This is a genomic window from Peribacillus sp. NPDC076916, assembly GCF_050269675.1.
Lineage (GTDB): Bacteria > Bacillota > Bacilli > Bacillales > DSM-1321 > Peribacillus > Peribacillus aracenensis.
Window position 1 is genome coordinate 145,191 of record NZ_JBNNIU010000005.1, and the last position, 23,379, is coordinate 168,569.

Sequence of the window (23,379 nt, forward strand, 5' to 3'; positions counted from 1 at the left end):
AATTCAACAGTTTTACTCGTGAATTCAACGGTTTTACTCGTGAATTCCAGCTTTACTCGTGAACTCAACGGTTTTACTCGTGAATTCCGCTACTTTACTCGTGAATTCAACGGATTTACTCGTAAATTCAACAGTTTTACTCTTGAATTCCAGCTTTACTCGTGAATTCAACGGTTTTACTCGTGAATTCAACGCATTTACTCGTGAATTCAACAGTTTTACTCGTGAATTCAACGGTTTTACTCGTGAATTCAACGCATTTACTCGTGAATTTCGCTGCTTTACTCGTGAACTCGACGGTTTTACTCATGAATTCCACAATTGATCCCAAAAGACAAAAAAAGCCCTTCTCGAATTAAGAGAAGGGCTTTTTGTTATCTTATCCCGAAATCTCATCATCGGATTTAACATCCAATGGTGTTCGCTTATCCATTTTCAGCATGTAATAGCTTGCTGCGACCAAGGCTAGGAAAACGATCCCGACAACCAAGGAAATCCTTGTGCTAGGATTGATCCACATACCGACCAGCACCATCAGTAAAAAGGCAATTGTCGCATAGTTACTGAAAGGGGCCAAAGGCATTTTGAACGGATGTTTCTCCATTTCAGCAGCATTCACCTTTCTGAATTTAAGCTCACTGATAAGTAAGACAAACCATGGAATCATCCCGGGCAATACACTCGCACTGTACACATAAAGGAATAATTGCGGCGGTGCAAGGTAATTCAGGATAACCCCGATGCCCAATCCCAAAAGTACAGCGATCGTGCAATATGCCGGCACTCCATTTTTAGATACTTTAGCAAAGGCTTTCGGAGCCTGGCCATTCAATGCCAGTGTATAAAGCATACGTCCTGCACTGAAAATCCCACTGTTGCATCCAGACATTGCCGCGGTGATTACGACAAAATTAATGATTCCTGCCGCAGCAGTGATACCTATTTTGGCAAAGGTTGAAACAAATGGACTGCCTAGGTCATCCAGTTGATCCCAAGGGAATACTGTCACGATGACGAATATAGCACCAATGTAGAAAATTAAAATGCGCCATATGATTGTTTGGATCGCTTTTGTTACGGTCTTCGTTGGATTTTTCGCTTCCCCGGCTGTTATGCCGATAAGCTCAACGCCTTGATAGGAAGCCACGACTAGGGAGAGAGCGAAGAAGAATCCTGTCCACCCTCCAGTAAAGAAGCCGCCATTTGCCCAAAGATTCGATAATCCGATTGCATCCCCGCCATTCCCTATTCCAAAGAAGATAAGGCCAAGGCCGGCAATGATCATCAATATAATGGTTATGATTTTTATTAGCGCAAACCAAAATTCAAATTCCCCGAAGGATTTAACGGAAATGAGGTTTGCTGCCCCCAAGATGATCATGGCGACCACACCTGGTATCCAAGCAGGTAACTCCGGGAACCAATATTTCATATACAACCCAACCGCGATGATTTCGGACATTCCGACGATTACCCATTGAAACCAATTGCTCCAAGCAGTCATATAACCTGCCAAGGGATGTATATAGCTACTTGCAAAGGTTGCAAAAGAACCTGTAGTCGGTTCTAAATATAGCATCTCACCCATGGAACGCATGATGAAAAATATAAAAATACCTGCGATTGCATAAGCAAGCATAACAGAGGGCCCGGTCCATTTGATCGTGCTCGCAGAACCCATGAATAACCCGACCCCGATGGTTCCGCCTAAAGCTATCATTTGAATATGTCTTGATTCCAGCCCTCTCTTTAATTCCTTGTTCGACATGATTAACTCCCCCAGATGCAATATCGGTAATGCTTTTCCATCCTTGCCACGAACACTCTCTTTTAATTAGAAATGCTTTATCGTAATCAATATTACATAACACTTCAATTATGTTTTCTTATCTTATAATAGTAAATATTCTGTAAAAGTACAATTGTATTTTTGAAAAAAACAGTTACCAATAATATCTTGTCGACTTTTTAATTTAAAAATATCATTTCAAAAAAATGATGTTCAGTATCTTATAATAGTGATAATTCAAAAAGAGTAGAAAACAATCACTTCTGCTTAAACCTTAAGTTAATACACACCACCATTAAACTGCAGATAATGCCTGTTTCATTTCAAAAAAATTGTTGACCTACCGAAAAATAGATGATAGAATTCCAATATTATTTTATAAGCATAATGAATGATCCAACAGTGGATGATTAACACTGACAGACATTTCTTCACAACCGCATACAAGCAAGCGATGAATGCTATGGATGACACTATAGCAGGAGCAGCTTCTGGAGAGACTGTACAAGATGCAGCGCCGAAGGATTCACAATCTCAGGCAAAAGGACAGAAGAGTAACGAATGATAGAATTGTTATTCTGAACCCTTTAAGAGATTGGTATTATCCAATCTCTTTTTTTATTGTCCAATTTGTGATTGGACTTAAAACTACACTCTTGAAAACCATTGGAATAGGCAAGGAGGGCAAAAAATCACGCCCCTCTCTCCAAGTCCATGCAGGTTGAAATCATTCACTAACAAGACTATAAAAAACGGGGGCGCAAGAATTGGCTAAACAGGAATTAAAAAGAGATTTAAAAAATCGGCATGTACAACTGATTGCAATAGGAGGAACCATTGGCACCGGTTTATTTTTAGGATCCGGAAAAGCCATACAATTGGCTGGGCCTTCCATTATATTCTCCTATCTGATAATAGGGATTGCCTTGTTTTTTGTAATGAGGGCGCTGGGCGAATTGCTATTATCCAATGCGGGTTATGTATCATTCACTGAATTTGCAACCGAATATGTCGGTCCATGGGCTGGATTCGTGACAGGTTGGACATATTGGTTCTGTTGGATCATGACCGCAATGGCCGATATCATAGCTGTCGGTGTCTATATACAATATTGGTTCGATATCCCTCAATGGATTCCGGCTCTAATATGCCTAGTCATTCTGTTAGGATTGAACCTATTGACAGTTAAGTTATTTGGCGAATTGGAATTCTGGTTTGCCATCATTAAAGTAATCACGATCATTACCTTGATCATCGTAGGAACCATTCTTTTGATCATCGGCTTCAATACCAATACCGGAACGGTTTCCGTAACGAACCTATGGAATCATGGGGGCATGTTCCCCAATGGCATTTCCGGATTCCTATTATCTTTACAGTTGGTCGTATTCTCATTTGTCGGTGTCGAATTGGTCGGGGTCTCCGCAGCGGAAACGGCGAACCCGAGAAAGAACATTCCCTCTGCCATCAATAAAATCCCTGTCCGGATTTTACTTTTCTATGTTGGTGCCCTATTCGTCATTCTCTGTGTCAACCCATGGACACAACTTGATGCCTCGAGCAGCCCATTTGTAGAGGTCTTTGCGTTAATCGGCATTCCTGTCGCTGCAGGAATCATCAACTTCGTCGTGTTGACATCCGCTGCTTCTGCATGCAACAGCGGTTTATTTTCAACAAGCCGGATACTCTATACGTTAAGCAGGAATGGCGAAGCCCCTGCTAAACTGGAAAAATTAAATAAACAGGCTGTTCCAAGCAATGCCTTATTAACATCCACCATCGTTGTATCAATAGGGGCATTATTGAGCAAGCTGATACCGGAACAGGCGTTTACCGTGGTGACGACCATCAGTGCCATCTGTTTCATTTGGGTATGGAGCATCATCTTGATCTCCCATATTAAATATTCGAAAACAAGGCCTGATCTAAGAGCTCAATCGACTTTCAAGGCTCCTTTTACACCCTTTGTCAATTACGCCATTTTAGGATTATTCCTATTCATCCTTATTGTTATGCTATTCGCTGAAGCTACACGACTATCACTGCTCTTGACCCCAATCTGGTTCATACTCTTGGTGATACTCTATAACTATCGGAAAAAATATAACTAAAGGAAATAAAGCCTTGAATTCGATTCGAATTCAAGGCTTTATCCGTCCATGAAACAGATCAAGAATAGGCAATTGGCGTGTTTTTGCTAAAATATATCAGCTAATTGCATTAAATTTTATATCAAAATAGTGTAAGCTATTATATATCATCGGACCTTTTTAAAAGAAGGGAAATCCGTCTTGCATGAATTTTCCTTCCCGATTGCTTCACCCAGCCATCAGTGGCCTTGAAGAATAAACCCCATTGATGGACGTTTCACTTATTTAAAACGGAGGGGTTTGTTTAATGAAGATTATATATATCCTTACTCTAGTTCCTTTTATAGGCATACTAGGATTTCTACCTTTTGTTAATAAAATAGAACCATACGTATTAGGGATGCCTTTCAATATGTTCTGGATGGCTATGTGGGTGGTCCTTACCTCTGCCATATTGGGCATCATGTATAAACTGGATCCCAGGAATCGGGAAGGTGACCAGGAATGAATATTGCTCTCTTAATCATTTTAGCATTTTTACTTCTATCGATATTTTTAGGGATACGCTCTTCAAAAGGAAAAGATATGGACTTGGAACAATGGACGGTGGGCGGACGTGGTTTTGGTGCGATTTTCGTCTTTCTGCTGATGGCCGGTGAAATCTATACGACCTTCTCCTTCCTTGGCGGCAGCGGCTGGGCATATGGCAAGGGCGCACCCGCTCTATATGTTCTAATTTACATTACTTTGTCTTACGTATTATCCTATTGGCTCCTTCCGGAAATATGGAATTATGCCAAAGAAAATAAACTGATGTCCCAATCCGATTTCTTTGTGAGCAAATATAAGAGTCCCAGTTTAGGAATTTTGGCTGCACTTGTAGGTGTGGTTTCGATGATTCCAGTAATCGTCGTGCAGCTGAAAGGATTGGGAATCATTGTCTCAGAAGCATCTTATGGTGCCATCTCAATGTCCGAGGCAGTTTGGATGGGGGCGATCAGCCTTACCATTTATGTGATGATCTCCGGTATACATGGTTCCGTTTGGACAGCGGTCATTAAAGATATCATGATGGTCGCCATAATAGGATTTTTGGGGATTTATCTGCCGATTCATTACTTTGGCGGATTTCAGCCGATGTTTGAAGCGATTGATGCGGCCAAGCCTGGTTTTCTAAAGTTCCCTGACCAGGGACTTAGCGTATCATGGTTTATCTCCACGGTAATATTGCTCGTATTCGGTTTCTATATGTGGCCGCAAGTTTTCAGCGCTGTCTTTTCAGCACGAAGCGGCAAGGTATTTCGAAAAAATGCCATCATCAGCCCTTTATATACGCTCATGCTGTTATTCGTCTTTTTCGTTGGGTTTACAGCTATATTGAAAGTGCCCGGACTCGTTGGGGCAGATGCAGACCTCTCATTGCTGCGCCTTTCGATCGAGACCTTTGATCCATGGTTTATTGGCATAATCGGCGGAGCTGGATTGTTGACCGCCTTGGTGCCGGGATCCATGCTTTTGATGAGCGTCGCTACACTGCTCGCGAAAAACGTCTATAAGGAATTTGCACCTGCAGTATCCGATCGCCACGTTGTACGATTGGCAAAGTTCCTTGTTCCAGCCATTGCCCTTATAGCCGTCTACTTCACCTTAAACGGCGGTGAAACGATGTCAGCATTAATTCTTATGGGATACAGTCTCATTACACAGCTATTCCCGTCCCTGCTCTTTAGTCTGAAAAAGAATAATCCCATCAATAAATATGGCGCAATCGCCGGCATCATCACCGGATTGGCCATCGTAATTTGCATTACACTCAGTCAATCGACAATAGGAACCCTGTTTCCAACCTTGCCGCAAGCCGCGAAAGATTTGAATGTGGGAATCATCGCTTTGGCGGTCAATTTCATTGTGATGATCTCGGTAAGTCTTGCTTTAAGAAAGCACGCGGTTCAGTTGGAACCTAAATCCATTAACGACATATGAAACAAATTTGAAACTGGTTTTTTGGATAAATAAACATTGAAGGCTCAGTCAAAAGACTGAGCCTTCCTTATTATCGGCATCCAAAGTCATAATGCCTTTTTCTTAAGAGTGATTTTAGAAAGTTAATAGCAGCCAAAAGACAAAGTCCCATAATAAACTACTAATCTTTTTTGTTTATAAACAAATCCCCTATTTTAACTAATAAATACAACGAAAAAATAATCATCAAGGTTCTGGATACTACCAGACCATCAATAGCTAAATCATATCCTTTAGGTATTAATAATTTAGGGTTAAAGCATAAAGTAATCGATATTACGAAGGTTATTAAAACCAGGATAAAACCGAACTGAGATCTATTTGACATTAACATTCCGCCTTATATTGTGCATTAGACAAATAATAGCATAATTAATGGAAATAATATACATCCATTATCACTAGGGATATCTCAGTTGCAATAAAAAATCCAAAATAAATAGTCACCCTAATAAAGAATGACTATTTATCACAAAATATGAGCTTTCGCAGTGAAATGCATCGTATTGCGTCCAAGCCCCAAGCCAACAAAAAATACTCTTTTTAAGAGGTTCGGGCTTTTACTCATGGATTTCATGCCCGTTAAAACTCACTTCCTTCTTTCCCGTACCTTCCGTAATCTATTAAAGCCATCCTGCCGTCATTCATTGCTTCAACGATTCCCTTATATTCGTGCAACTGTTGCTCCAGTTTTTGTTTTCTTTTTACGATCATCCTCGTAACCTCTTTCGGGCTGGGCCCGCCTTGAATGCTTCTAATTTCCACAAAGTATTCGGGAGAGATGATCTTTTTCCATTCGTCTTCAGTTAAATTCACTGCAACGAATTCATTGATGATCTTATTGATGTCTTGTGTGTCCCAATCATAAAGCTCCTTCCCTTCACCTATCGACCGTTTTGCAATATGACTGGCTATGGAATGAGCTTTTCTAAATGATATCTCGTAATCTCTTGATAAGGTATCCGCTAATTCAGTAACCGTTATACTGGATTTTGCGGCCATTTTCTTTGTATGTTCTTCATTTACTTTCAAAGTCGATATGACGGCATACATGAGTTTCATGACACGCCCCGCATTCGAAAAAGCTCGATATAAATGCGGCTGTAAATCATCTTCCGTATCGACGATATCACCAAATGGTGTATTGTGGATCATATTCATTGCAGCGAGTGCATCACCATATGCACTGCTAGCAATCGAACGGGAATGTTCAATGGAAACCGGATTTCTTTTTTGCGGCATGATGCTGCTCACTTGAACATAAGGATCCGCCACATGAAATGTACCAAACTCCCTTGTCACATGCTGCAGGAAATCTTGAATCCATCTCCCTGTATTGACCATGCACGTCATGATGGCCGTTGCGGTTTCCAATAAATAATCAGCCCCTCCTATCGAGTCATAAGAATTCTCGATCACCGATTCAAATCCAAGCAGTTCTGCAGTACGGTTCCTGCTGATTGGAAATCCGGTGGTCGTTAACGCGGCAGCGCCCAAAGGCGATTGGTTAACCGTTTCATAGGCTGCCCATAACCGGCCAATATCCCTTTGAAGTACATCATAAATGGCTAAAAAGTAATGTCCTATCGTAGTGGGCTGAGCCGGTTGGGTATGCGTGTAACCAGTTATATAGGTTTCTGTATGTTTATCAGCCTGCACCAGGAATGCCTCACTCAAATGGTTTGCATAGCCAATCAACTGGAGCATATGGCCTCTCAAAACAAGCCTGTACATCGCGACTCCCATATCATTACGACTGCGGCCGATATGAATCTTCCCTGCAAGTTCATGACCGATTTCCTCACCTATCTTTGCCTCCATCATGAAAAATAAGTCTTCGAATTGGGGCTGATAGGTCAACTGTTCGAGATCTGTTTGGGCCACTTTCCGAATCCCGTCAAGCATGGTTTTCGCCTCTTCTTCTTTAATGATCTTTTGTTCCGAAAGCATGATGACATGCGCCCGATGAATATCGAACATTGCATGAAATAAGTAATCTCTTTGATCATTAAAAACAGGCATCAGAAGCTCTTCTGCATAGGTTTTTCCGGGAAAGACACTACCTTCATTTTTGATAAAATCTTCAATCCTGCTCATCTTTATACCTCCAAATTTATAAAGCTTTTTCCGCTTTGATTCCAAAAAACTTGTTCGAAATAAAGAGAACGATTACAATCAGCGTGATTTGAATCATCCCATAGGCAGCTGCCTGCCCCATATTGAACATTCGAAGCTGATTCATGATTTCAATGGATATGGGTCTGTTTGAAATCGTGTACAACAGGACCGAGGTCGGGAATTCCCCCACAGATTCGATAAATGCCAATAATGTCCCTGATAAAACTCCAGGCATAATAATCGGAAAAATTACCTTTCTGAAGGTATAAAACCACTTTGCCCCCAAGTTTCTGGCCGCTTCTTCAATCGAATCATCGAGCTGCTCCAGAACGGCGTTAGTCGAGCGGACAACGAGTGGAATATGTCTGACGAAATAGGCAAGAGGCAAAATCCAAAATGTTCCTACCAATATTTGACCGAAAGAAAAAACGCTAGGTTCATTGAATGCGAATATCAAGTTCATCCCTATGACCGTTGCAGGCAACGCCCAAGGAATCATGACCAGAATATCGACAAAACTTTTCCCGACGAATTTCCGTTTGACAAGCACATAGGACGCTATGACCCCAAACACCAGATTTGCCAACGTTGCCATAACCGCCATCAGTAAGCTATTTCGTAACGGTTTGAAGATATTAGGATCTTCAAACAAAAGCCTGTAATTTTCCACATTAAATACTGTTGGATACGTTTGAAATGTCCAGGTTCCATCCGGCACAAGTGAAAGCAAAAGAATCGTAAAGTGCGGTAATAGCAAAATAATTACGCCAATGATGCCCGTTACGACCATCACCCATTTCATAATCGGGCTCTTCACTTCGCTCCTGTGTGCCCCAATCCCTTTCGAAGCCATGCGATAATCTTTCCTATTCTGATACCAACGCATGAATAATAGAAATGAAATCGAAACGATGGATAGAATGACGGATTGAGTAGCGGCAATTTCCATATCACCATTTATTTTTGAAAAATAAATTTGCAGGCTCAACACCCTGTATCCGCCAGCCAATAAAAACGGGGCACTGAATGAGGCCATTGATATCATGAAAACAAGTAAAGAAGCGGCAACGATGGCAGGTGTCAATAATGGAAATGTCACCTTCCAAAAAACCTTGAATTTATTAGCTCCTAAGTTATAAGCAGCTTCTTCAAGGGATGGATCTATTTTATTGATTGCAGCGGATACGGTCATATAAAAATAGACGTACATCGTATAGGCATGCACGATAAGGATTCCCGATACCCCGCCAATTTTAAATGGAACTTTATCGAGACCAAACAGATCCTTGATGGCATTCGGAATCAATCCCGATTCTCCATATAAAAACATAAAAGCCATGACCCCTACCAATGATGGAAGGACAATCGGCAAAATCGCTGCCGATGAAAAGAAGCTTCTGCCGGGAAAGTCATAACGGTTAAAGATAAATGCAAGCGGAATGCCAATCAAGGCACTGACCAATACACTCAATAAGGATATATAAACGGAATTCCATAGCGCCTCTAGGTTCGTTTTCGATTCCTGCACGAAGAAGTCCTGATAATTTCCAAGGGACATCGTTCCGTCTTTTTGCAGACTTTCGATAAAGGTCCTCAACGATGGGTAGAGAACATACGCTACGAGCACCATAACAACTGGTATAAGGAGCAAAATCGTCAATCTCGTATCACGATTTTTAATCATGGAGCATCACCGCTTATGATAGGGATAAGACGCAGCTGTTTCTCAGGAAGCTGGACATACACTTCCTTTCCTTGATGAAAGTATCCAAAATCCTGAGTGTTGAATACGTCAACCCTTAGTAACACGTCTTGAACATCCACCATGACATTCACAACAGATCCAAAGAATTGGACGGAATCTATTTTACCTTTAAAGATATTCGTTCCTTCTTCGACTGCATCCAGAATTCTGATTGCTTCAGGACGAATCGAAACAGCAAGATCAGCATCAGTCTGTACGATTGAAATTCCTTCCCTAGCTTGATTTTCTACAATCAATTTAATCGGTTGTTCACTATTTTTAAGGGCAACCACTACATTCTCTTGTTGAACGTTTTCGACCTGAACGGGCAATAGATTAATCTCGCCTATAAAACTCGCCACAAAGTCATTGGCCGGCTGATTATAAATTTCTGCCGGCGTCCCGACCTGGTGACATACACCATAATTGAACACAGCGATCCGATCACTCATGGATAATGCCTCGGCCTGATCATGTGTGACATAAATGGTGGTAATCTTATAATCACGCTGCAGCCTTAAGATTTCCACTCTCATTTCATCACGAAGCTTGGCGTCCAGATTACTTAATGGCTCATCCAGCAGTAATATTTCCGGTTCAATGACCAGTGCTCTCGCAAGGGCCACCCGCTGCTGCTGCCCTCCGCTTAACTGGCTCACTTGCCGATTCGAGTAGCTCTCCAGCCTGACCTTTTGGAGGGCATCCAGCACTCTCCTCTTTAAGTCAGCAGAAGAAACTTTTCTTACACGCAAGCCAAACGCTACATTATCAAAAACAGTCATGTGGGGAAAGAGGGCATAGTTTTGAAAAACCATGCCAGTATTTCTTTTCTCCGGAGGTACACGCGTCATATCTTTGTCGCCAAATCGGACGACACCTTTTGTCGGATAATAAAAACCGGCAATCATCCGAAGCGTTGTCGTTTTCCCGCAGCCACTTGGACCAAGAAAGGTAAAAAACTCCCCTTCTTTTATTTCCAGATTTAAATGGTCGACAGCTATCGTTTTCCCGAAGGCTTTTTGGACATTCTCTATTTTTATTGACGCCATCCCAACGACACTTCCTTATTCTTTAATTTCTTTATCTCCACTTTTAATATTTTCGTCCCAATATTTCATCCACTCGTCACCTTTTTCTTCGAATGCATCCCAATCAATATCCATCGATTTAATTTCTGTTTCCGTGATCCATTCAGGTAGATCCTTCACATCATTTCTGGTCGGAATCCTGTAAAATTCATCTGCTAGAATTTTTGCGGCTTCCGGTGAATTCACAAACTCATAAAAGGCTTCTGCCGCTTTGGGGTGCTTGGCACCTTCAACGATGGCGATACCTTCTGTCAATACTGGCGTTCCGCTTTCTGGAATGACAAACTCAAACGGATAATTTTTATTTTCCTTAAGCATGACAACATCCGGCATTGCCCAAACGGAAAGTGAGCCCTCTCCTTTGGCCACCTTGTTATACATCATTTCCGGGTTTGCTGAATATTCCTTTGTGTTTTGGTCGAGCTTCTTTAACCAGTCATACCCTTCTTTTGGATCATTCGTATCCTTATACGTACGATAGATCATCGCAGAAAAAATTGTCCTCATCGTTCCGGAGGCTAACGGATAGCGAATGATGATTTCGTCTTTCCACTTTGGATCAAGCAGTTCATCCCAATCTTTCGGCACTTCGTCTTTTGATAGTTCTTTGCTGTTATACATGATGACTTCCGGCGTCTGGCTCGTTCCCGTCCAATACCATTCCGGATCGCGGAATCCTTCATCAAGACTATCGGAATAGCTAGGCTTATAAGCAGCCAGCAGCCCATCGCTCTTTGCTTGATTGAAGTTCGTGGAAGGTGCCCCCCACCAAACGTCTGCCTGCGGATTGCTTTTCTCTGATCGAACGCGGTCAAGGATTTCCTGAGACCCCATATCAAGCCACTCAACATCAATACCATACTCATCTTCGAACTGTTTTTCGAATTTTGATAAAATATCTTTGCCATGCGGTGAATAAACAACGATCTTATCTTCCAGCTCACCTTTTTTTCCCTTGGCACCGCCAGCTTCCGAATTCGTTTTCGTATCTGCACCGTTACATCCCGAAATCAATAGTGCTGCCGATAAAGCCATTACTGAAACAAGCGACTTTTTCTTATTTTTCATTAATATTCCCCCTCATCACGAAAATTCAAAATGCCATCATGTTCCCTTAAGACAAGGGAAACCGCTCCAAGTACTCCTGCGTTTTCTCCCAGTTGTGAAGTTTTCATTTCTACTAAACTAGGAAGATATCGATCAACGATTTCCCGAATTCTAGGTAAAATGTATTCAGATGAATTTAAAACACCACCTCCTAAAATAATTACCTCTGGATTTAGTAAACTGGCCGCATTGACAATGCCGCAGGCCAAATGCTCGATGGCTTCATTTATGACGGCAATGGCTGTCGCGTCTCCTTTTTTTGCTGACAAAAAGGCATCCTCCCCCGACAGTTCGGAAGATTTGGCCCGTTCGAATAAAGAATGCTGAGGATCCTTGAGAACCTCCCTTGTATAATGACTGCCAATCGACTTTCCTCCTGCGACACTTTCCAAATAGCCGTATCTATGGAAAACCGGCTTGAATTCACGCTTCATATCCTCTTTGTCCGTTACCATATATCCCATTTCCCCAGCTGCACTGGAAGCTCCTCTGTATAACTGGTTATTCAAGATGATGCCGCTCCCTATCCCCGTACCAACCGCAATGAACAGTAAATTCCGCTTATTTTGGGCATTGCCCAGCCACTGTTCACCTAGCGCAGCCGCGTTTACATCATTGTCCAGAAAAATGGGGAAATCAAAATACCGTTTCGCTTCGGCTATGAAGGGATATTGTACCCAGCCTAAACTCGGTGCCTCTATTACCAATCCGCTTGCCGTTTGCGTTATACCAGGGATCCCGACTCCCATCCCCAATACCCTGCTTTTCGTAATCTGATTCTTTGCAATTAACCGTTCCGTTTCAATCGCCATTTGTTTAAGAAGCCCTGATTGTAAATAGGTGTTAGTTGAAAAACTAGTGTCGGCAAGGATGTTGCCGCCTAAATCACTTAAAATGATTTTCACTTTCGTCCCGCCTATATCGACCCCAATGATATAGGCAGCCTTTTCATTAAAAAAGAGCTGGATAGGCCTTCTACCTCCTTGTGAGGAGGACTCTCCTATTCCTTTCTCGAATACCCATTTCTCCTGTATAAGTTCATCCACAGCAAGAGAAACAGTCGGTTTACTTAGCTGAAGCTTAACGGCAATTTCAGCTCTTGAAATGGGCGAACATTCTTGGATGCATTGAATGATTCTTTTTTTATTGACATATTTTTGATGACTGGGTGTCCTTTTAAAACTCATCACATCACGGCCTTACATCATTTAGTTAGTAATTCTTCCTAATTAAGTAAAAATATAACTTAAAAAAATCCAGTACACAAGTTTTTTTCTGAACTTTTAGAATGTTTACTTTTTAATAGTTACTTCGCATCATTTACATTTATAACCATTAATGCTATTTATTAGATAAGTTTTTTTCGTCTAGGTTAGTTAGAAAATATTACTAACCTACATTTTTTTAGGTGTTTTATAAAATTGAAGGGGGTTAAAAGAATAATGAAAAAAGCTCTGTTATCGTTGCTTTCCCTTTTGTTGGTCCTTGCATTATTGCCGCTTGGAGGTAGAGCTGCAAATCCTGAGGAAGCCAACGTTGAGTTATGGAATGCGGTCAAGCCGCTCGAGACGACCGTGACATTCTTGAACAGCGGTGCACATCCGGATGATGAACGCAGTGACTTTCTCGCTTATCTATCTAGAGGGTTAGGGGTTAAGACATCCAGCCTGATTGCAAACCGTGGTGAAGGAGGACAAAATGAAATTGGGGATGAACTGGATAATGCCCTTGGGATCATCCGTTCAAGGGAAATGATAGAAGCTGCAAAAATCACCGGGGTTAAGGCCTATCATTTAAGTGAAACTACCTCAGATCCCATTTATGATTTCGGCTTCTCTAAAACACCAGAGGAAACATTGGAAAAATGGGGTGAGGAACTCACCTATGAAAGGCTAATCCGCTTTATTCGGACGTATCAGCCGGATATATTGATGCCATCCTTTCAAAATGATGATACCCAGCATGGACATCACCGAACAATGACAATCTTAAGTGAACGTGCCTTTAAGGATGCCGCCGACCCAACCGTGTTTCCACAACAATTGAAACAAGGTCTCTCGGTATGGCAGGTAAAAAAGTTATATTTACCCGTTTCCTCTTCAGATCAAGCAACCACTTCGATTGAAATCGGTAAATTTGACCCAATTTATAATATGACTTACCCTCAGCTTGGAGAACAATCACGCTATCTGCATAAAAGCCAAGGCATGGGTTCTGATATCCCTGCAGCACCTCGCCAGATCCATCTGGATTTAAAGCAAAGCGCCGTTGATACAAAAAACCAGTCTGACCTTTTTGCAGGTGTACCTTACAATTTTACTGAATGGGCTGAAAAACTCCCTCGCCAAGCCTCAAAATTGAAAGGTGAATTTAAATACCTGCAACGGAATTTGGACGCCGTCATTGCGGCTTATCCAAATGAAAAACGTGTTTTTTCAACATCCCAAAATGCTCTCTCCAATGTTCGTTCAATTACTGCGCAAGTCAAAAAGGCAAAGCTAAGCCCTGCCATTAAGAACGACTTGCTTCATAAGCTCTTATTAAAAGAAGAGCAATTGCAATACGTCAGTTATGTCTCTTCAGGACTCGAAGTTCAAGCTAACGCAGCTTCAAAGATCCTTACGAAAGGCCAAAGAACGAATGTTACCGTTACCGTGAAGAATAACGGGAAACAAACCTTGAAAAAAGTCACTGCTGCATTGAACGTTCCTAAAGGATGGAAGACCAAAACAAAAGCTAAAGATGTCAATCTGGCACCAAATAAATCAGCGACAATGACCTACCTGGTCGAGGTCCCAGAAGATGCAGCCTATTACCATGCCTATGATCACTCAACCATTACAACGAGCATTTCTTATAAATACGGCAGCACAAAAACGGCCATCAAGGAAGAATTGGACGGAACGATCGCTGTCCTTCCCGACGTTGGCCTTACCCTATCTCCTGAAGATATAGTCGTAAATACAGCAGATGTAAAAGAAGAAGTCCCAGTGACCGTAACCTTGAAAAACTACACAGAAGGAAAAACATCAGCTAAGGTTGCTTTAAAAGTCCCAGAAAATTGGGGAGTTCATCCCAAAAATGCCACTGTATCATTTAATGAAAAATCAGAGGAAAAACAAGTGAAGTTCACTCTCAGACCGCCGAAGGCAATCCAAAATGGTGAATATCAGGTTAAGGCAGCTGCTACTGTCGATGGGAAAACCTTTGATTCGACCATTCAGGAAATTTCCTATAACCATATCGGAACATTCTATTACCAATACCCAGCAGCTATCGACACCGTTGCATTTGAGCTTTTAAAGCCAGCTTCATTAAAAGTGGGGTACATTGAAAGTGGATTCGATAAAGTGGCAGATTATTTGAGCAATGCAGGCCTGAACATTACGAAGTTAACTGCAGCCGATTTAGCTGAAGGTGATTTAAGTCAATATGATACGATCGTTACAGGCATCCGTGCTTATCTATCAAGGGAAGATTTAAAGGCAAATAACGCGCGCTTACTTGAATATGTGGAAAACGGCGGTCACCTCGTCGTTCAATACCATAAACCGGGTGATGGATGGGATGCCCTGAAGACAGCTCCATATCCCCTTACCCTCGGGAATCCTTCCATTCGTTGGCGGGTAACCGATGAAAATGCCAAGGTAAACGTCTTGAAACCAGAATCGACTCTCTTTAACTATCCAAATAAAATAACTAGTGATGACTGGAGCAATTGGGTCCAAGAAAGAGGATTGTATTTCCCAATGGAATGGGATGAACGGTTTGAAACATTCATTTCCATGGCCGATCCAAATGAAGAACCGTTTGATGGCGGAATCCTCATGACTAAATACGGCAACGGCACCTACCTCTATACCAACCTTGTCCTATATAGGCAAATTCAAAGCCAGGTACCAGGCGGATATCGAATCATGACGAACTTAATCAGTTACGGTGCCAAGTAAATAAGAAAAAAACCTATGCATGTGTCGAATGCATAGGTTTTTTTGATGCTTGCCCGATGATTTAATAAACATGCCTGACTGATTCCTGCTCTAAAAAACAAAAAAGTCATGCACAAAGATAAGGAAAGGCTGATACGTTTGGGTTGCCCCTCATTTCCCGCATTCCTTTCCCACACTTCATGCACAATTTCATTTATGATGTACCATGGTCTCTAACAGGCATCCCATTAAAGCACTTTGCTCAAGAATGCTTTCGTTCTTTCGTGCTGAGGGTTACCGAATAATTCATTCGGCTCATTTTCTTCCACGATATACCCTCCATCCATGAATATGACCCGGTCCCCGACTTCCCGGGCAAAGCCCATTTCATGCGTAACGACGACCATTGTCATGCCTTCCTGGGCAAGTTGTTTCATTACCTCCAAAACATCGCCGACCATTTCAGGGTCAAGGGCCGAAGTCGGTTCATCAAATAGCATGATTTTCGGATTCATCGCCAATGCCCTTGCGATGGCGACCCGCTGTTTTTGTCCGCCGGAAAGTTCCCCTGGGTAGCTATTTGCTTTTTCCCTAAGACCAACCTTATCCAATAACTCAAGCGCCAACCTTCCTGCTTCCGCTTTCTCGGTGGCACGAATTTTAATAGGGCCCAATGTTATGTTCTCGAGGACGGTTTTATGGGGAAATAGATTGAAATGTTGAAAAACCATTCCAACTTCTTGCCGGACTTTGTTTATATTGATTTTCCTTTTAGGATCGGTTATATCATGTCCGTTAATGACCACCTCACCGCCCGTAACTTCCTCAAGGAGATTCAGGCAACGCAGGAATGTACTCTTTCCAGATCCAGAAGGGCCTATTACGCAAATTACTTCCTTTTCCTGCACTTCTGCATTAATATCTTTTAAAACCTCGACAGTTCCAAATGATTTTCTCAGGTTTTTTACAGTAATGATGCTCATCGAACTTGTACCCTCCTTTCTATGAAATTAGCAATTAGGGTTAACAAATAGATGATGATAAAGTAAATCACACCAACGGCCAGCCAAATCTTGAATGCTTCAAAGGTTGCCGAAGCTTGAATCTGACCTTGCTGGGTTAAATCGGCTATACCAATGACGGATAATAGCGAAGTGTCTTTCAAGCTGATGATCGATTGGTTCGTAATCGTAGGCAGCATCCTTCTAAAGGCTTGCGGCAGCACGACATACCTCATTGTTTGAGTACCCGTGAACCCGATCGATCTTGCGGCTTCCGTTTGTCCTTTATCGATGGATTGTATCCCCGCCCTTATTATTTCAGCAAAATATGCCCCTGCATTGATGGCAACGGTAATTATTCCAGCTGTTGTACTGTCCAAAGAAATCAAATTCAGTGAATTCACACCAAAATAGATAAAGAACAACTGCACGATGAACGGTGTCCCTCGTATCGCATCCACATAAACCTTTGCAATCCAGTTCAAGATCTTGATGGGGGCAAGTCGCAGCAAAGCGACCAGTAAACCAATCAAAAAACCTAGGATAATGGCAATCACAAAGATATAAAGTGTCACCTGAAGTCCTTTTAATAAAATTGGCAAAGCCGCAACAATTATATCCATTTCTTTTCTTTCACCCCTTTAAAAAAGAAAGCGCGCAATAAGCGCGCCTACCGAGCTTTAATCTATTGTTTATTCACCAAGATACGTTTTAATAATTTCATCATACGTGCCGTCTTTTTTCAGATTGGCAAGACCATCATTTATTTTCTTCAATAAATCCTTGTTTTGTCCCTTCAATACAGCAATTCCATATTGGTCACCATTCAAACGGTCACCTACGATTTTCAACCCAAGATCTTTTTGGGCGATCGCATAGGAGATAACCGGGTAATCTTCTATAAGAGCATCCGCATTACCGTTGGCCACTTCCTGGAACATCGCTGGACTATCATTGAATTGAACTACTTTAATTCCTAGTTTCGCAGCATTATCCTGTGCATATTTAGCACCTGTTGTCCCTTTTTTGACTGCAATGGTTTTTCCTTTAAGATCTTTAACAGTTTTAGTGCTTGTATTATCATTTTTAACAACTATTGTTAATCCCGCATCAAAATACGGTGTTGAGAAATCTACTACCTTTTTTCTTTCCTCTGTAATGCTCATGCCCGCAATGGCCACATCAAGCTGATTGGCTTGCATGGCCGGAATGATTCCGCCAAAATCCATCGGAGACAATTTGATTTTAAAATCCTGGTCTTTCGCGATTGCATTAATCAATTCTATATCAATACCTTTATATTCGTTCCCCTCTTTAAATTCAAAAGGAGGATAAGTCGTATCCACACCAATTTTATATACCTTTTCTGGTTCCTTTTCCTCACCTGCACTATTTTCTTCATTGGTTCCACAAGCCGAGATAAAGATAGTTAGAATCAAAAACATACTCAATAAACCAAGTTTCTTCATTCAAATCACTCCAATTCTTAGATTATACGTGATAATAAATAATTCTCCCTATAATATAGCATAAGAATAAAGTATTATAATATGAATTTTTAGAATATACATTATTTTCTTTAAATAATTTTTATGGATGTTTCCCCCAATATTATTTCAGTGATGGAAAATCAAAAAAAGGATATGGAAACCTTCACTTTTAAAATAGCCGACATGCCATCGATACCTGTAAAACAAGACCATTAGAGGGCGGTTATATTCTAGTTTATGAGCGTTCAAATGTTATTTGATTTGTTTTTTTCTTATGCAACTAAAGGGGGATTTCTTATTAGGGATGACAAACTTACGTTTAATTAATTGTTAAATTGGGGAATTATAAAATTTAATTGATGATGACTTGAAAACTAGGATGGGTATGATGAGGATTACGGTAAAAAAAATAATATATTACCTGATTAAATTAAGAGGTAGAATCTTTATTCCATTTGCCATTTTATACATATTAGTTGCTGCGTATGTTGCTTATTCTATAGAGCCACAGACGTTCGAATCATATTTAACCTCAGTTTACTGGGTTCTTACAACGCTTGCTACGGTTGGCTTTGGAGACTATGCGCCGGTCACCGACCTTGGAAAAGCATTTACCATTGGTCTTTACATCACTGGTATCGGGCTTGTTAGTCTTTTCATTGGAAAAATCATTAAATCTGTATATCTTATCGAAAAACGTAAAGTTGGTGGAAAAATGAAATATACAGGTAAAAATCATATCATTCTGATTGGATGGAGTGATAAGTCAAAATCAGCACTCCAAGAAATTTTTAAATCTGATGAAACCATTGATATTGTAATCATTGATAACTTGGAAAAAGCCCCCATGTTGGAGGAGCGTCTGTTTTATGTTCGCGGTGATGGTACCGATGAAGAAACATTACTCCGTGCAAATCTTCCTAGAGCAAAAGGTGTTATCATTTTTGCTGACCAAATAACACAAGATAATTATGCTACAAAAGATCCATTACTCGTCGATGGAAAGACATTATTGGTCGCCACTGCCATAACGGCCATTGAGGAAAAAACGAGTACGTCCATTCATGTCACCGCCGAAGTGATCAATCAAAAGCATATTCGTTTATTCGAGCGTGTACAGGTGGATGAGTTTATTCCTACACAAGAAATGATCTCCCACGCTGCAGTACGGTCATTATTTTCTCATGGAGTCATCCATATGTATTCTGAACTTATGAGCACAAAGTATGAAGAAACTATGTATGAGATCTCTAAACAAGATGAATGGTTAACCTATCGTGATGCGTTCATAGATCTTCTTAATAAAGGAGCCACACTGGTAGCAGATCGTGGTGATCTCAACATAAACCAAAAATTAGATGAACGAATTCCTGACGATGCACAGCTTTTCGTCATTTGTGATAAAGATACCATTTCCCAAATAAATTCAGATATACATTAGAAGCGCTTGTACAATTTGGACGTAGATTGGAACGAAGGGCATTCGCTTTCCGCGGGCGGTCTGTGGGAGCCTCCTCGGCTTGCGCCTGCGGGTTCTCCCCTAGACGCACTTTACTAAGCTGGAGTCTCGAACACCCGCTCCAATCAACTTAGTTTTAACTTTTAGATAGAACCCTTTTGCCTACAAACTGAGGGTTGCAATTAATGCTTCCCAAAAGATTTCACATAAAAAAATGTAGACAAACTCATTTTCAACGAGTTTGTCTACAAGTAAGCACCATTAATTGAGTAAGCTTCAAGACAAAAAAAGAACCTTCAATCAAAGATCGATTAAAGGTTCTGTTGTTTTTAATTTCAATGATGCTTCCACATCCAAAAATTAACTATAAACTAGCTCTTTTTTTTTGCTCAGACCAAGCGTCTCTGAAGTTGAAGTTTGAATATCGTGCAGAAGCTCTGGATTTTGCATGAGTGATTCTCCATAAGAAGGAATCATTTCTTTAATTTTCGGTTCCCACTCTTTCATACGTTGCGGGAAACATTTATTAATTACCTCAAGCATAACGTGAACAGCAGTAGAAGCACCTGGAGATGCACCTAGCAATGCTGCAATCGAGCCATCGGATGCACTGACAACTTCCGTACCAAATTGAAGTGTACCTTTGCCGCCTTCTGCAGTATCCTTGATGACTTGTACACGTTGGCCAGCTACTACTAAATCCCAATCCTCGCTCTTAGCGTTCGGGATGAACTCCCTTAACTCTTCCATGCGCTGTTCTTTCGATAACATAACCTGCTGGATCAGGTATTTTGTCAATGGCATTTCTTTTGCGCCTGCCGCCAACATAGTTAAAACATTATTCGGTTTTACGGAAGTTATTAAATCGAACATTGAACCTGTTTTTAGGAACTTCGGTGAGAAGCCCGCAAATGGTCCAAATAGCAACGATTTTTTATTGTCGATAAAACGTGTATCAAGATGCGGAACAGACATTGGCGGTGCGCCAACTTTAGCTTTTCCGTATACTTTTCCATGATGCTGCTCAACAACTTCAGGATTATTACATACCATGAAGTATCCGCTTACCGGGAATCCGCCGATATGTTTCCCTTCAGGAATACCGGATTTTTGCAGCAAATGCAAGCTTCCGCCCCCGCCTCCGATAAAGACGAATTTAGCATTATGGCGTTCTACGCTGCCAGTATCGACATTACGCACTTTTAATTCCCATGAGCCATCGCTGGCACGTTTAACATTATCAACACTATGTTTATATTTGATATCGACGTTTTTAGTCTTTAGATGGTCAAACAACATACGTGTTAAAGCACCAAAGTTAACGTCTGTACCGTAATCAATTTTTGTTGCCGCTATAGAATCATTCGATGGACGGTCTTGCATAATAAGTGGAATCCATTCCATCAGTTTTGCTGGGTCATCGGAATACTCCATACCTTGGAACAGAGGATTTTTTGACAGTGCTTCAAAACGTTTCTTTAAGAACGCTACATTTTTATCCCCTTGTACCATACTCATATGAGGCAATGGCATGATAAAGTCTTGCGGATTATCAATCAGCTTACAGTTTACAAGATACGACCAAAACTGCAATGAAACTTGGAACTGTTCATTAATTTTAATTGCTTTGCTAATATCTATAGATCCGTCAGATTTTTCGGATGTATAGTTAAGCTCGCACAGTGCAGAATGTCCCGTACCCGCATTATTCCATTCGTTAGAGCTTTCTTCTCCTGCGTTTGCAAGCTTCTCAAATACTTTGATTTCCCATTCCGGTGCTAACTCTTTCAGTAATGATCCCAAAGTCGCGCTCATGACTCCGCCGCCAATTAAGATAACGTCTGTTTGTTTCTGTATGTTGCTCATTATAACCTTCCTTATCCCCTATATTTGCAAAAAAGATGTAGGCGCTCCTGTTTAGGTGTCACCAAAAGCCAGGCATGAACTAGGAACACACCTTTTCTGTCTCCTTATAACTATATCATAATCTATTATTATTATTTCATAGATTAAAATATTCTACTATTACTTTTTTTGTTAGAAAATTGATTTTGTGAAGAAATTAGCTTAAACTTATCCGCCATGATAGTCGAAGAAAAAGATTTCTTCAGCAACTTCCCCTTATCGAAGGAAGAAACTGTTAGCGAAATAATATTGACACATCAGAAAAAGTAACGAAAATACACATTTATTGACAAAATCGGAAGTGGAATTAGAAGTTTCTGTAACCATTTCCCGAAAAAACAAGGCCCTTCCTGAAATTGCTAAACTACTACCTTTTTAACTCGGATCATAAATTTCACCCAATAATTAGATATTATAACAATACCAATAATTACTGATAATTAAACCAATATTAGGTACGGTCATTGAAAATATTCCTAATTTTAAGACTTATTGCATGTCCCTTATAAATGAAATTTTATCCTTTATTGTTATTATAAAAAAACATTATTCAAGTTATCATTTTCGCAAATAGATATTTTCAGCTTTGTGATCTGGTCCTTTTGTTAAAACGAGTTTTGCCCGTCCTTTTGTCGGCAGTATATTTTCATGTAAATTTTTCAAATTAATTTCTTCCCAAATTTGGGTCGCTTGTTTAATGGCTTGTTCTTCGGACAAGTCAATATAACGATGAAAATAGGATTCGGGACTTTGAAATGCGGTCTTTTGAAGTAATAGGAACCTTTCAACATACCACCGCTCTATGTCATTTGCGTCTGCATCTACATAAAGTGAGAAATCAAAAAAGTCACTGACGAATACTTGATTTTCCTTATCAACTTGAAGAACATTAATACCTTCCACTATTAAAATATCCGGATTATAGATAGTCTGCACTTCATTTGGCAAAATGTCATACTTCAAATGTGAGTAGATTGGAACTTCCACTTTATTTTTTCCTGCTTTTACATCCCCGATAAGGTTAATTAATTTTTGCGTATCATAACTTTCAGGAAACCCTTTTCTTTTCATCAGTCCTTTTTCTTCTAATAGATCATTGGGGTACAAAAACCCGTCGGTAGTGACAAGACCTACGTTTCTATGATTATCCCATCTAGATAATAAGGTCTGAAGTAACCTTGCTGTCGTACTCTTTCCTACAGCAACACTCCCTGCAATTCCAATGATATAAGGTACTTTTTTATCATCAGTTTTTAGAAAGGAAGAAGTGGCTGTATTAAGCTGCTGAGATGCTTCAACATATAAATTGATTAAACGAGTCAAGGGCAAGTAAACCTCTTCTACTTCCTGAATGGATATTTCTTCATTAATTCCTTTTAAGTTATCCAATTCTTCTTCAGTTAAAGGAAGAGGGGTATGGTTTCGCAAAGATGCCCACTTTTTTCGAGTGAATTCATAATAGGGAGTATAGGAACTCATGATTTTTCGTTACCTCACTTTTTAGAGTTACTATCAGTTTAACAAGGATGATGACCATAAAAAAAGATGTTCCTGATCCCTTATTTACATAAAGACCCTATGACTTGATGAAAGAAGTTGAATGTATGGAACTAGCAGGCATAAAGGGCGTTCCTTCA

Annotated in this window: 17 protein-coding genes and 1 riboswitch; of the genes, 5 read left to right on the top strand and 12 right to left on the bottom strand. The window is 40.6% G+C overall.

Annotated elements, in window-relative coordinates; translation table 11 throughout:
• Window positions 1–136: 136 nt before the first annotated feature.
• Both ACQKFG_RS17450 and ACQKFG_RS17455 read right to left on the bottom strand, forming a co-directional pair.
• The gene (locus tag ACQKFG_RS17450; RefSeq protein ID WP_427561075.1) at window positions 137–331 is read right to left on the bottom strand and encodes a hypothetical protein; all 195 of its coding nucleotides are present in this window, start codon (window positions 329–331) and stop codon (window positions 137–139) included.
• Window positions 332–379: 48 nt separating this feature from the next.
• Window positions 380–1,768 carry an amino acid permease gene (locus tag ACQKFG_RS17455; protein WP_342615028.1) on the bottom strand — a complete coding sequence of 463 codons (1,389 nt, stop codon included), beginning with the start codon at window positions 1,766–1,768 and terminating at the stop codon, window positions 380–382.
• A gap of 502 nt (window positions 1,769–2,270) precedes the next feature.
• Window positions 2,271–2,349: riboswitch (glycine riboswitch) on the top strand.
• A 207-nt stretch (window positions 2,350–2,556) separates the two neighbouring features.
• Here ACQKFG_RS17455 and ACQKFG_RS17460 point away from each other — a divergent pair.
• The 3 genes from ACQKFG_RS17460 (at window position 2,557) to ACQKFG_RS17470 (ending at window position 5,862) form a co-directional block, all read left to right on the top strand.
• Window positions 2,557–3,900 carry an amino acid permease gene (locus ACQKFG_RS17460; protein WP_427561078.1) on the top strand — a complete coding sequence of 448 codons (1,344 nt, stop codon included), beginning with the start codon at window positions 2,557–2,559 and terminating at the stop codon, window positions 3,898–3,900.
• Between the two features lie 286 nt (window positions 3,901–4,186).
• Window positions 4,187–4,387 carry a DUF3311 domain-containing protein gene (locus ACQKFG_RS17465; RefSeq protein ID WP_048685209.1) on the top strand — a complete coding sequence of 67 codons (201 nt, stop codon included), beginning with the start codon at window positions 4,187–4,189 and terminating at the stop codon, window positions 4,385–4,387.
• Window positions 4,384–5,862, top strand: coding sequence for a sodium:solute symporter family protein (locus ACQKFG_RS17470; RefSeq protein ID WP_427561081.1), 1,479 nt, complete (start codon window positions 4,384–4,386; stop codon window positions 5,860–5,862). The genes ACQKFG_RS17465 and ACQKFG_RS17470 overlap by 4 nt, the downstream gene beginning before the upstream one ends.
• Before the next feature lie 621 nt (window positions 5,863–6,483).
• Here the strand turns inward: ACQKFG_RS17470 and argH are convergent.
• From argH to ACQKFG_RS17495, 5 genes are read right to left on the bottom strand one after another with little or no spacing between them, the layout of a single operon-like run.
• Window positions 6,484–8,004: an argininosuccinate lyase gene (gene argH, locus ACQKFG_RS17475; RefSeq protein ID WP_349729813.1), complete on the bottom strand. Its 1,521-nt coding sequence runs from the start codon at window positions 8,002–8,004 to the stop codon at window positions 6,484–6,486.
• Between the two features lie 10 nt (window positions 8,005–8,014).
• Window positions 8,015–9,703: an ABC transporter permease gene (locus ACQKFG_RS17480; RefSeq protein ID WP_192207793.1), complete on the bottom strand. Its 1,689-nt coding sequence runs from the start codon at window positions 9,701–9,703 to the stop codon at window positions 8,015–8,017.
• Window positions 9,700–10,812, bottom strand: coding sequence for an ABC transporter ATP-binding protein (locus ACQKFG_RS17485; RefSeq protein WP_349729744.1), 1,113 nt, complete (start codon window positions 10,810–10,812; stop codon window positions 9,700–9,702). Before ACQKFG_RS17485 ends, ACQKFG_RS17480 begins: the two co-directional genes overlap by 4 nt.
• Before the next feature lie 15 nt (window positions 10,813–10,827).
• Window positions 10,828–11,919 (bottom strand): extracellular solute-binding protein, encoded by a 1,092-nt coding sequence (locus tag ACQKFG_RS17490; protein WP_427561086.1) that lies wholly within the window; start codon window positions 11,917–11,919, stop codon window positions 10,828–10,830.
• Complete coding sequence (locus ACQKFG_RS17495) at window positions 11,919–13,145, bottom strand: ROK family transcriptional regulator (RefSeq protein ID WP_427561089.1); 1,227 nt, start codon at window positions 13,143–13,145, stop codon at window positions 11,919–11,921. The genes ACQKFG_RS17490 and ACQKFG_RS17495 overlap by 1 nt, the downstream gene beginning before the upstream one ends.
• A gap of 255 nt (window positions 13,146–13,400) precedes the next feature.
• Between ACQKFG_RS17495 and ACQKFG_RS17500 the strand changes: the two genes are divergently transcribed.
• On the top strand, window positions 13,401–15,908 hold the full coding sequence (locus tag ACQKFG_RS17500) for an NEW3 domain-containing protein (RefSeq protein ID WP_427561092.1): 2,508 nt from the start codon (window positions 13,401–13,403) through the stop codon (window positions 15,906–15,908).
• Window positions 15,909–16,135: 227 nt separating this feature from the next.
• On the opposite strand, the gene ACQKFG_RS17505 is transcribed toward ACQKFG_RS17500, so the two are convergent.
• From ACQKFG_RS17505 to ACQKFG_RS17515, 3 genes are all read right to left on the bottom strand, one after another.
• On the bottom strand, window positions 16,136–16,870 hold the full coding sequence (locus ACQKFG_RS17505) for an amino acid ABC transporter ATP-binding protein (protein WP_286182406.1): 735 nt from the start codon (window positions 16,868–16,870) through the stop codon (window positions 16,136–16,138).
• Window positions 16,867–17,511 (bottom strand): amino acid ABC transporter permease, encoded by a 645-nt coding sequence (locus tag ACQKFG_RS17510; protein WP_076370951.1) that lies wholly within the window; start codon window positions 17,509–17,511, stop codon window positions 16,867–16,869. The genes ACQKFG_RS17505 and ACQKFG_RS17510 overlap by 4 nt, the downstream gene beginning before the upstream one ends.
• Window positions 17,512–17,580: 69 nt before the next feature.
• Window positions 17,581–18,357, bottom strand: a complete 777-nt coding sequence (locus ACQKFG_RS17515) for a transporter substrate-binding domain-containing protein (RefSeq protein ID WP_427561096.1) — start codon at window positions 18,355–18,357, stop codon at window positions 17,581–17,583.
• A gap of 409 nt (window positions 18,358–18,766) precedes the next feature.
• Here ACQKFG_RS17515 and ACQKFG_RS17520 point away from each other — a divergent pair, with 409 nt between their 5' ends.
• Complete coding sequence (locus ACQKFG_RS17520; protein WP_427561099.1) at window positions 18,767–19,819, top strand: ion channel; 1,053 nt, start codon at window positions 18,767–18,769, stop codon at window positions 19,817–19,819.
• Window positions 19,820–20,197: 378 nt separating this feature from the next.
• On the opposite strand, the gene ACQKFG_RS17525 is transcribed toward ACQKFG_RS17520, so the two are convergent.
• Together ACQKFG_RS17525 and coaA are read right to left on the bottom strand one after the other, a co-directional pair.
• Window positions 20,198–21,703 carry a malate:quinone oxidoreductase gene (locus ACQKFG_RS17525; RefSeq protein ID WP_192207786.1) on the bottom strand — a complete coding sequence of 502 codons (1,506 nt, stop codon included), beginning with the start codon at window positions 21,701–21,703 and terminating at the stop codon, window positions 20,198–20,200.
• Between the two features lie 597 nt (window positions 21,704–22,300).
• Window positions 22,301–23,221, bottom strand: a complete 921-nt coding sequence (coaA, locus tag ACQKFG_RS17530) for a type I pantothenate kinase (protein ID WP_427561102.1) — start codon at window positions 23,219–23,221, stop codon at window positions 22,301–22,303.
• Window positions 23,222–23,379 lie beyond the last annotated feature (158 nt).

Bases quoted from the DNA above. Each gene is read 5' to 3' on its own strand.
- ACQKFG_RS17500 (WP_427561092.1), top strand. From the start codon at position 13,401: ATGAAAAAAGCTCTGTTATCGTTGCTTTCCCTTTTGTTGGTCCTTGCA.
- ACQKFG_RS17480 (WP_192207793.1), bottom strand. From the start codon at position 9,703: ATGATTAAAAATCGTGATACGAGATTGACGATTTTGCTCCTTATACCA.
- ACQKFG_RS17510 (WP_076370951.1), bottom strand. From the start codon at position 17,511: ATGGATATAATTGTTGCGGCTTTGCCAATTTTATTAAAAGGACTTCAG.
- coaA (WP_427561102.1), bottom strand. From the start codon at position 23,221: ATGAGTTCCTATACTCCCTATTATGAATTCACTCGAAAAAAGTGGGCA.
- ACQKFG_RS17505 (WP_286182406.1), bottom strand. From the start codon at position 16,870: ATGAGCATCATTACTGTAAAAAACCTGAGAAAATCATTTGGAACTGTC.
- ACQKFG_RS17465 (WP_048685209.1), top strand. From the start codon at position 4,187: ATGAAGATTATATATATCCTTACTCTAGTTCCTTTTATAGGCATACTA.
- ACQKFG_RS17495 (WP_427561089.1), bottom strand. From the start codon at position 13,145: ATGAGTTTTAAAAGGACACCCAGTCATCAAAAATATGTCAATAAAAAA.
- ACQKFG_RS17470 (WP_427561081.1), top strand. From the start codon at position 4,384: ATGAATATTGCTCTCTTAATCATTTTAGCATTTTTACTTCTATCGATA.
- ACQKFG_RS17490 (WP_427561086.1), bottom strand. From the start codon at position 11,919: ATGAAAAATAAGAAAAAGTCGCTTGTTTCAGTAATGGCTTTATCGGCA.
- ACQKFG_RS17525 (WP_192207786.1), bottom strand. From the start codon at position 21,703: ATGAGCAACATACAGAAACAAACAGACGTTATCTTAATTGGCGGCGGA.
- ACQKFG_RS17485 (WP_349729744.1), bottom strand. From the start codon at position 10,812: ATGGCGTCAATAAAAATAGAGAATGTCCAAAAAGCCTTCGGGAAAACG.
- ACQKFG_RS17455 (WP_342615028.1), bottom strand. From the start codon at position 1,768: ATGTCGAACAAGGAATTAAAGAGAGGGCTGGAATCAAGACATATTCAA.
- ACQKFG_RS17520 (WP_427561099.1), top strand. From the start codon at position 18,767: ATGAGGATTACGGTAAAAAAAATAATATATTACCTGATTAAATTAAGA.
- ACQKFG_RS17515 (WP_427561096.1), bottom strand. From the start codon at position 18,357: ATGAAGAAACTTGGTTTATTGAGTATGTTTTTGATTCTAACTATCTTT.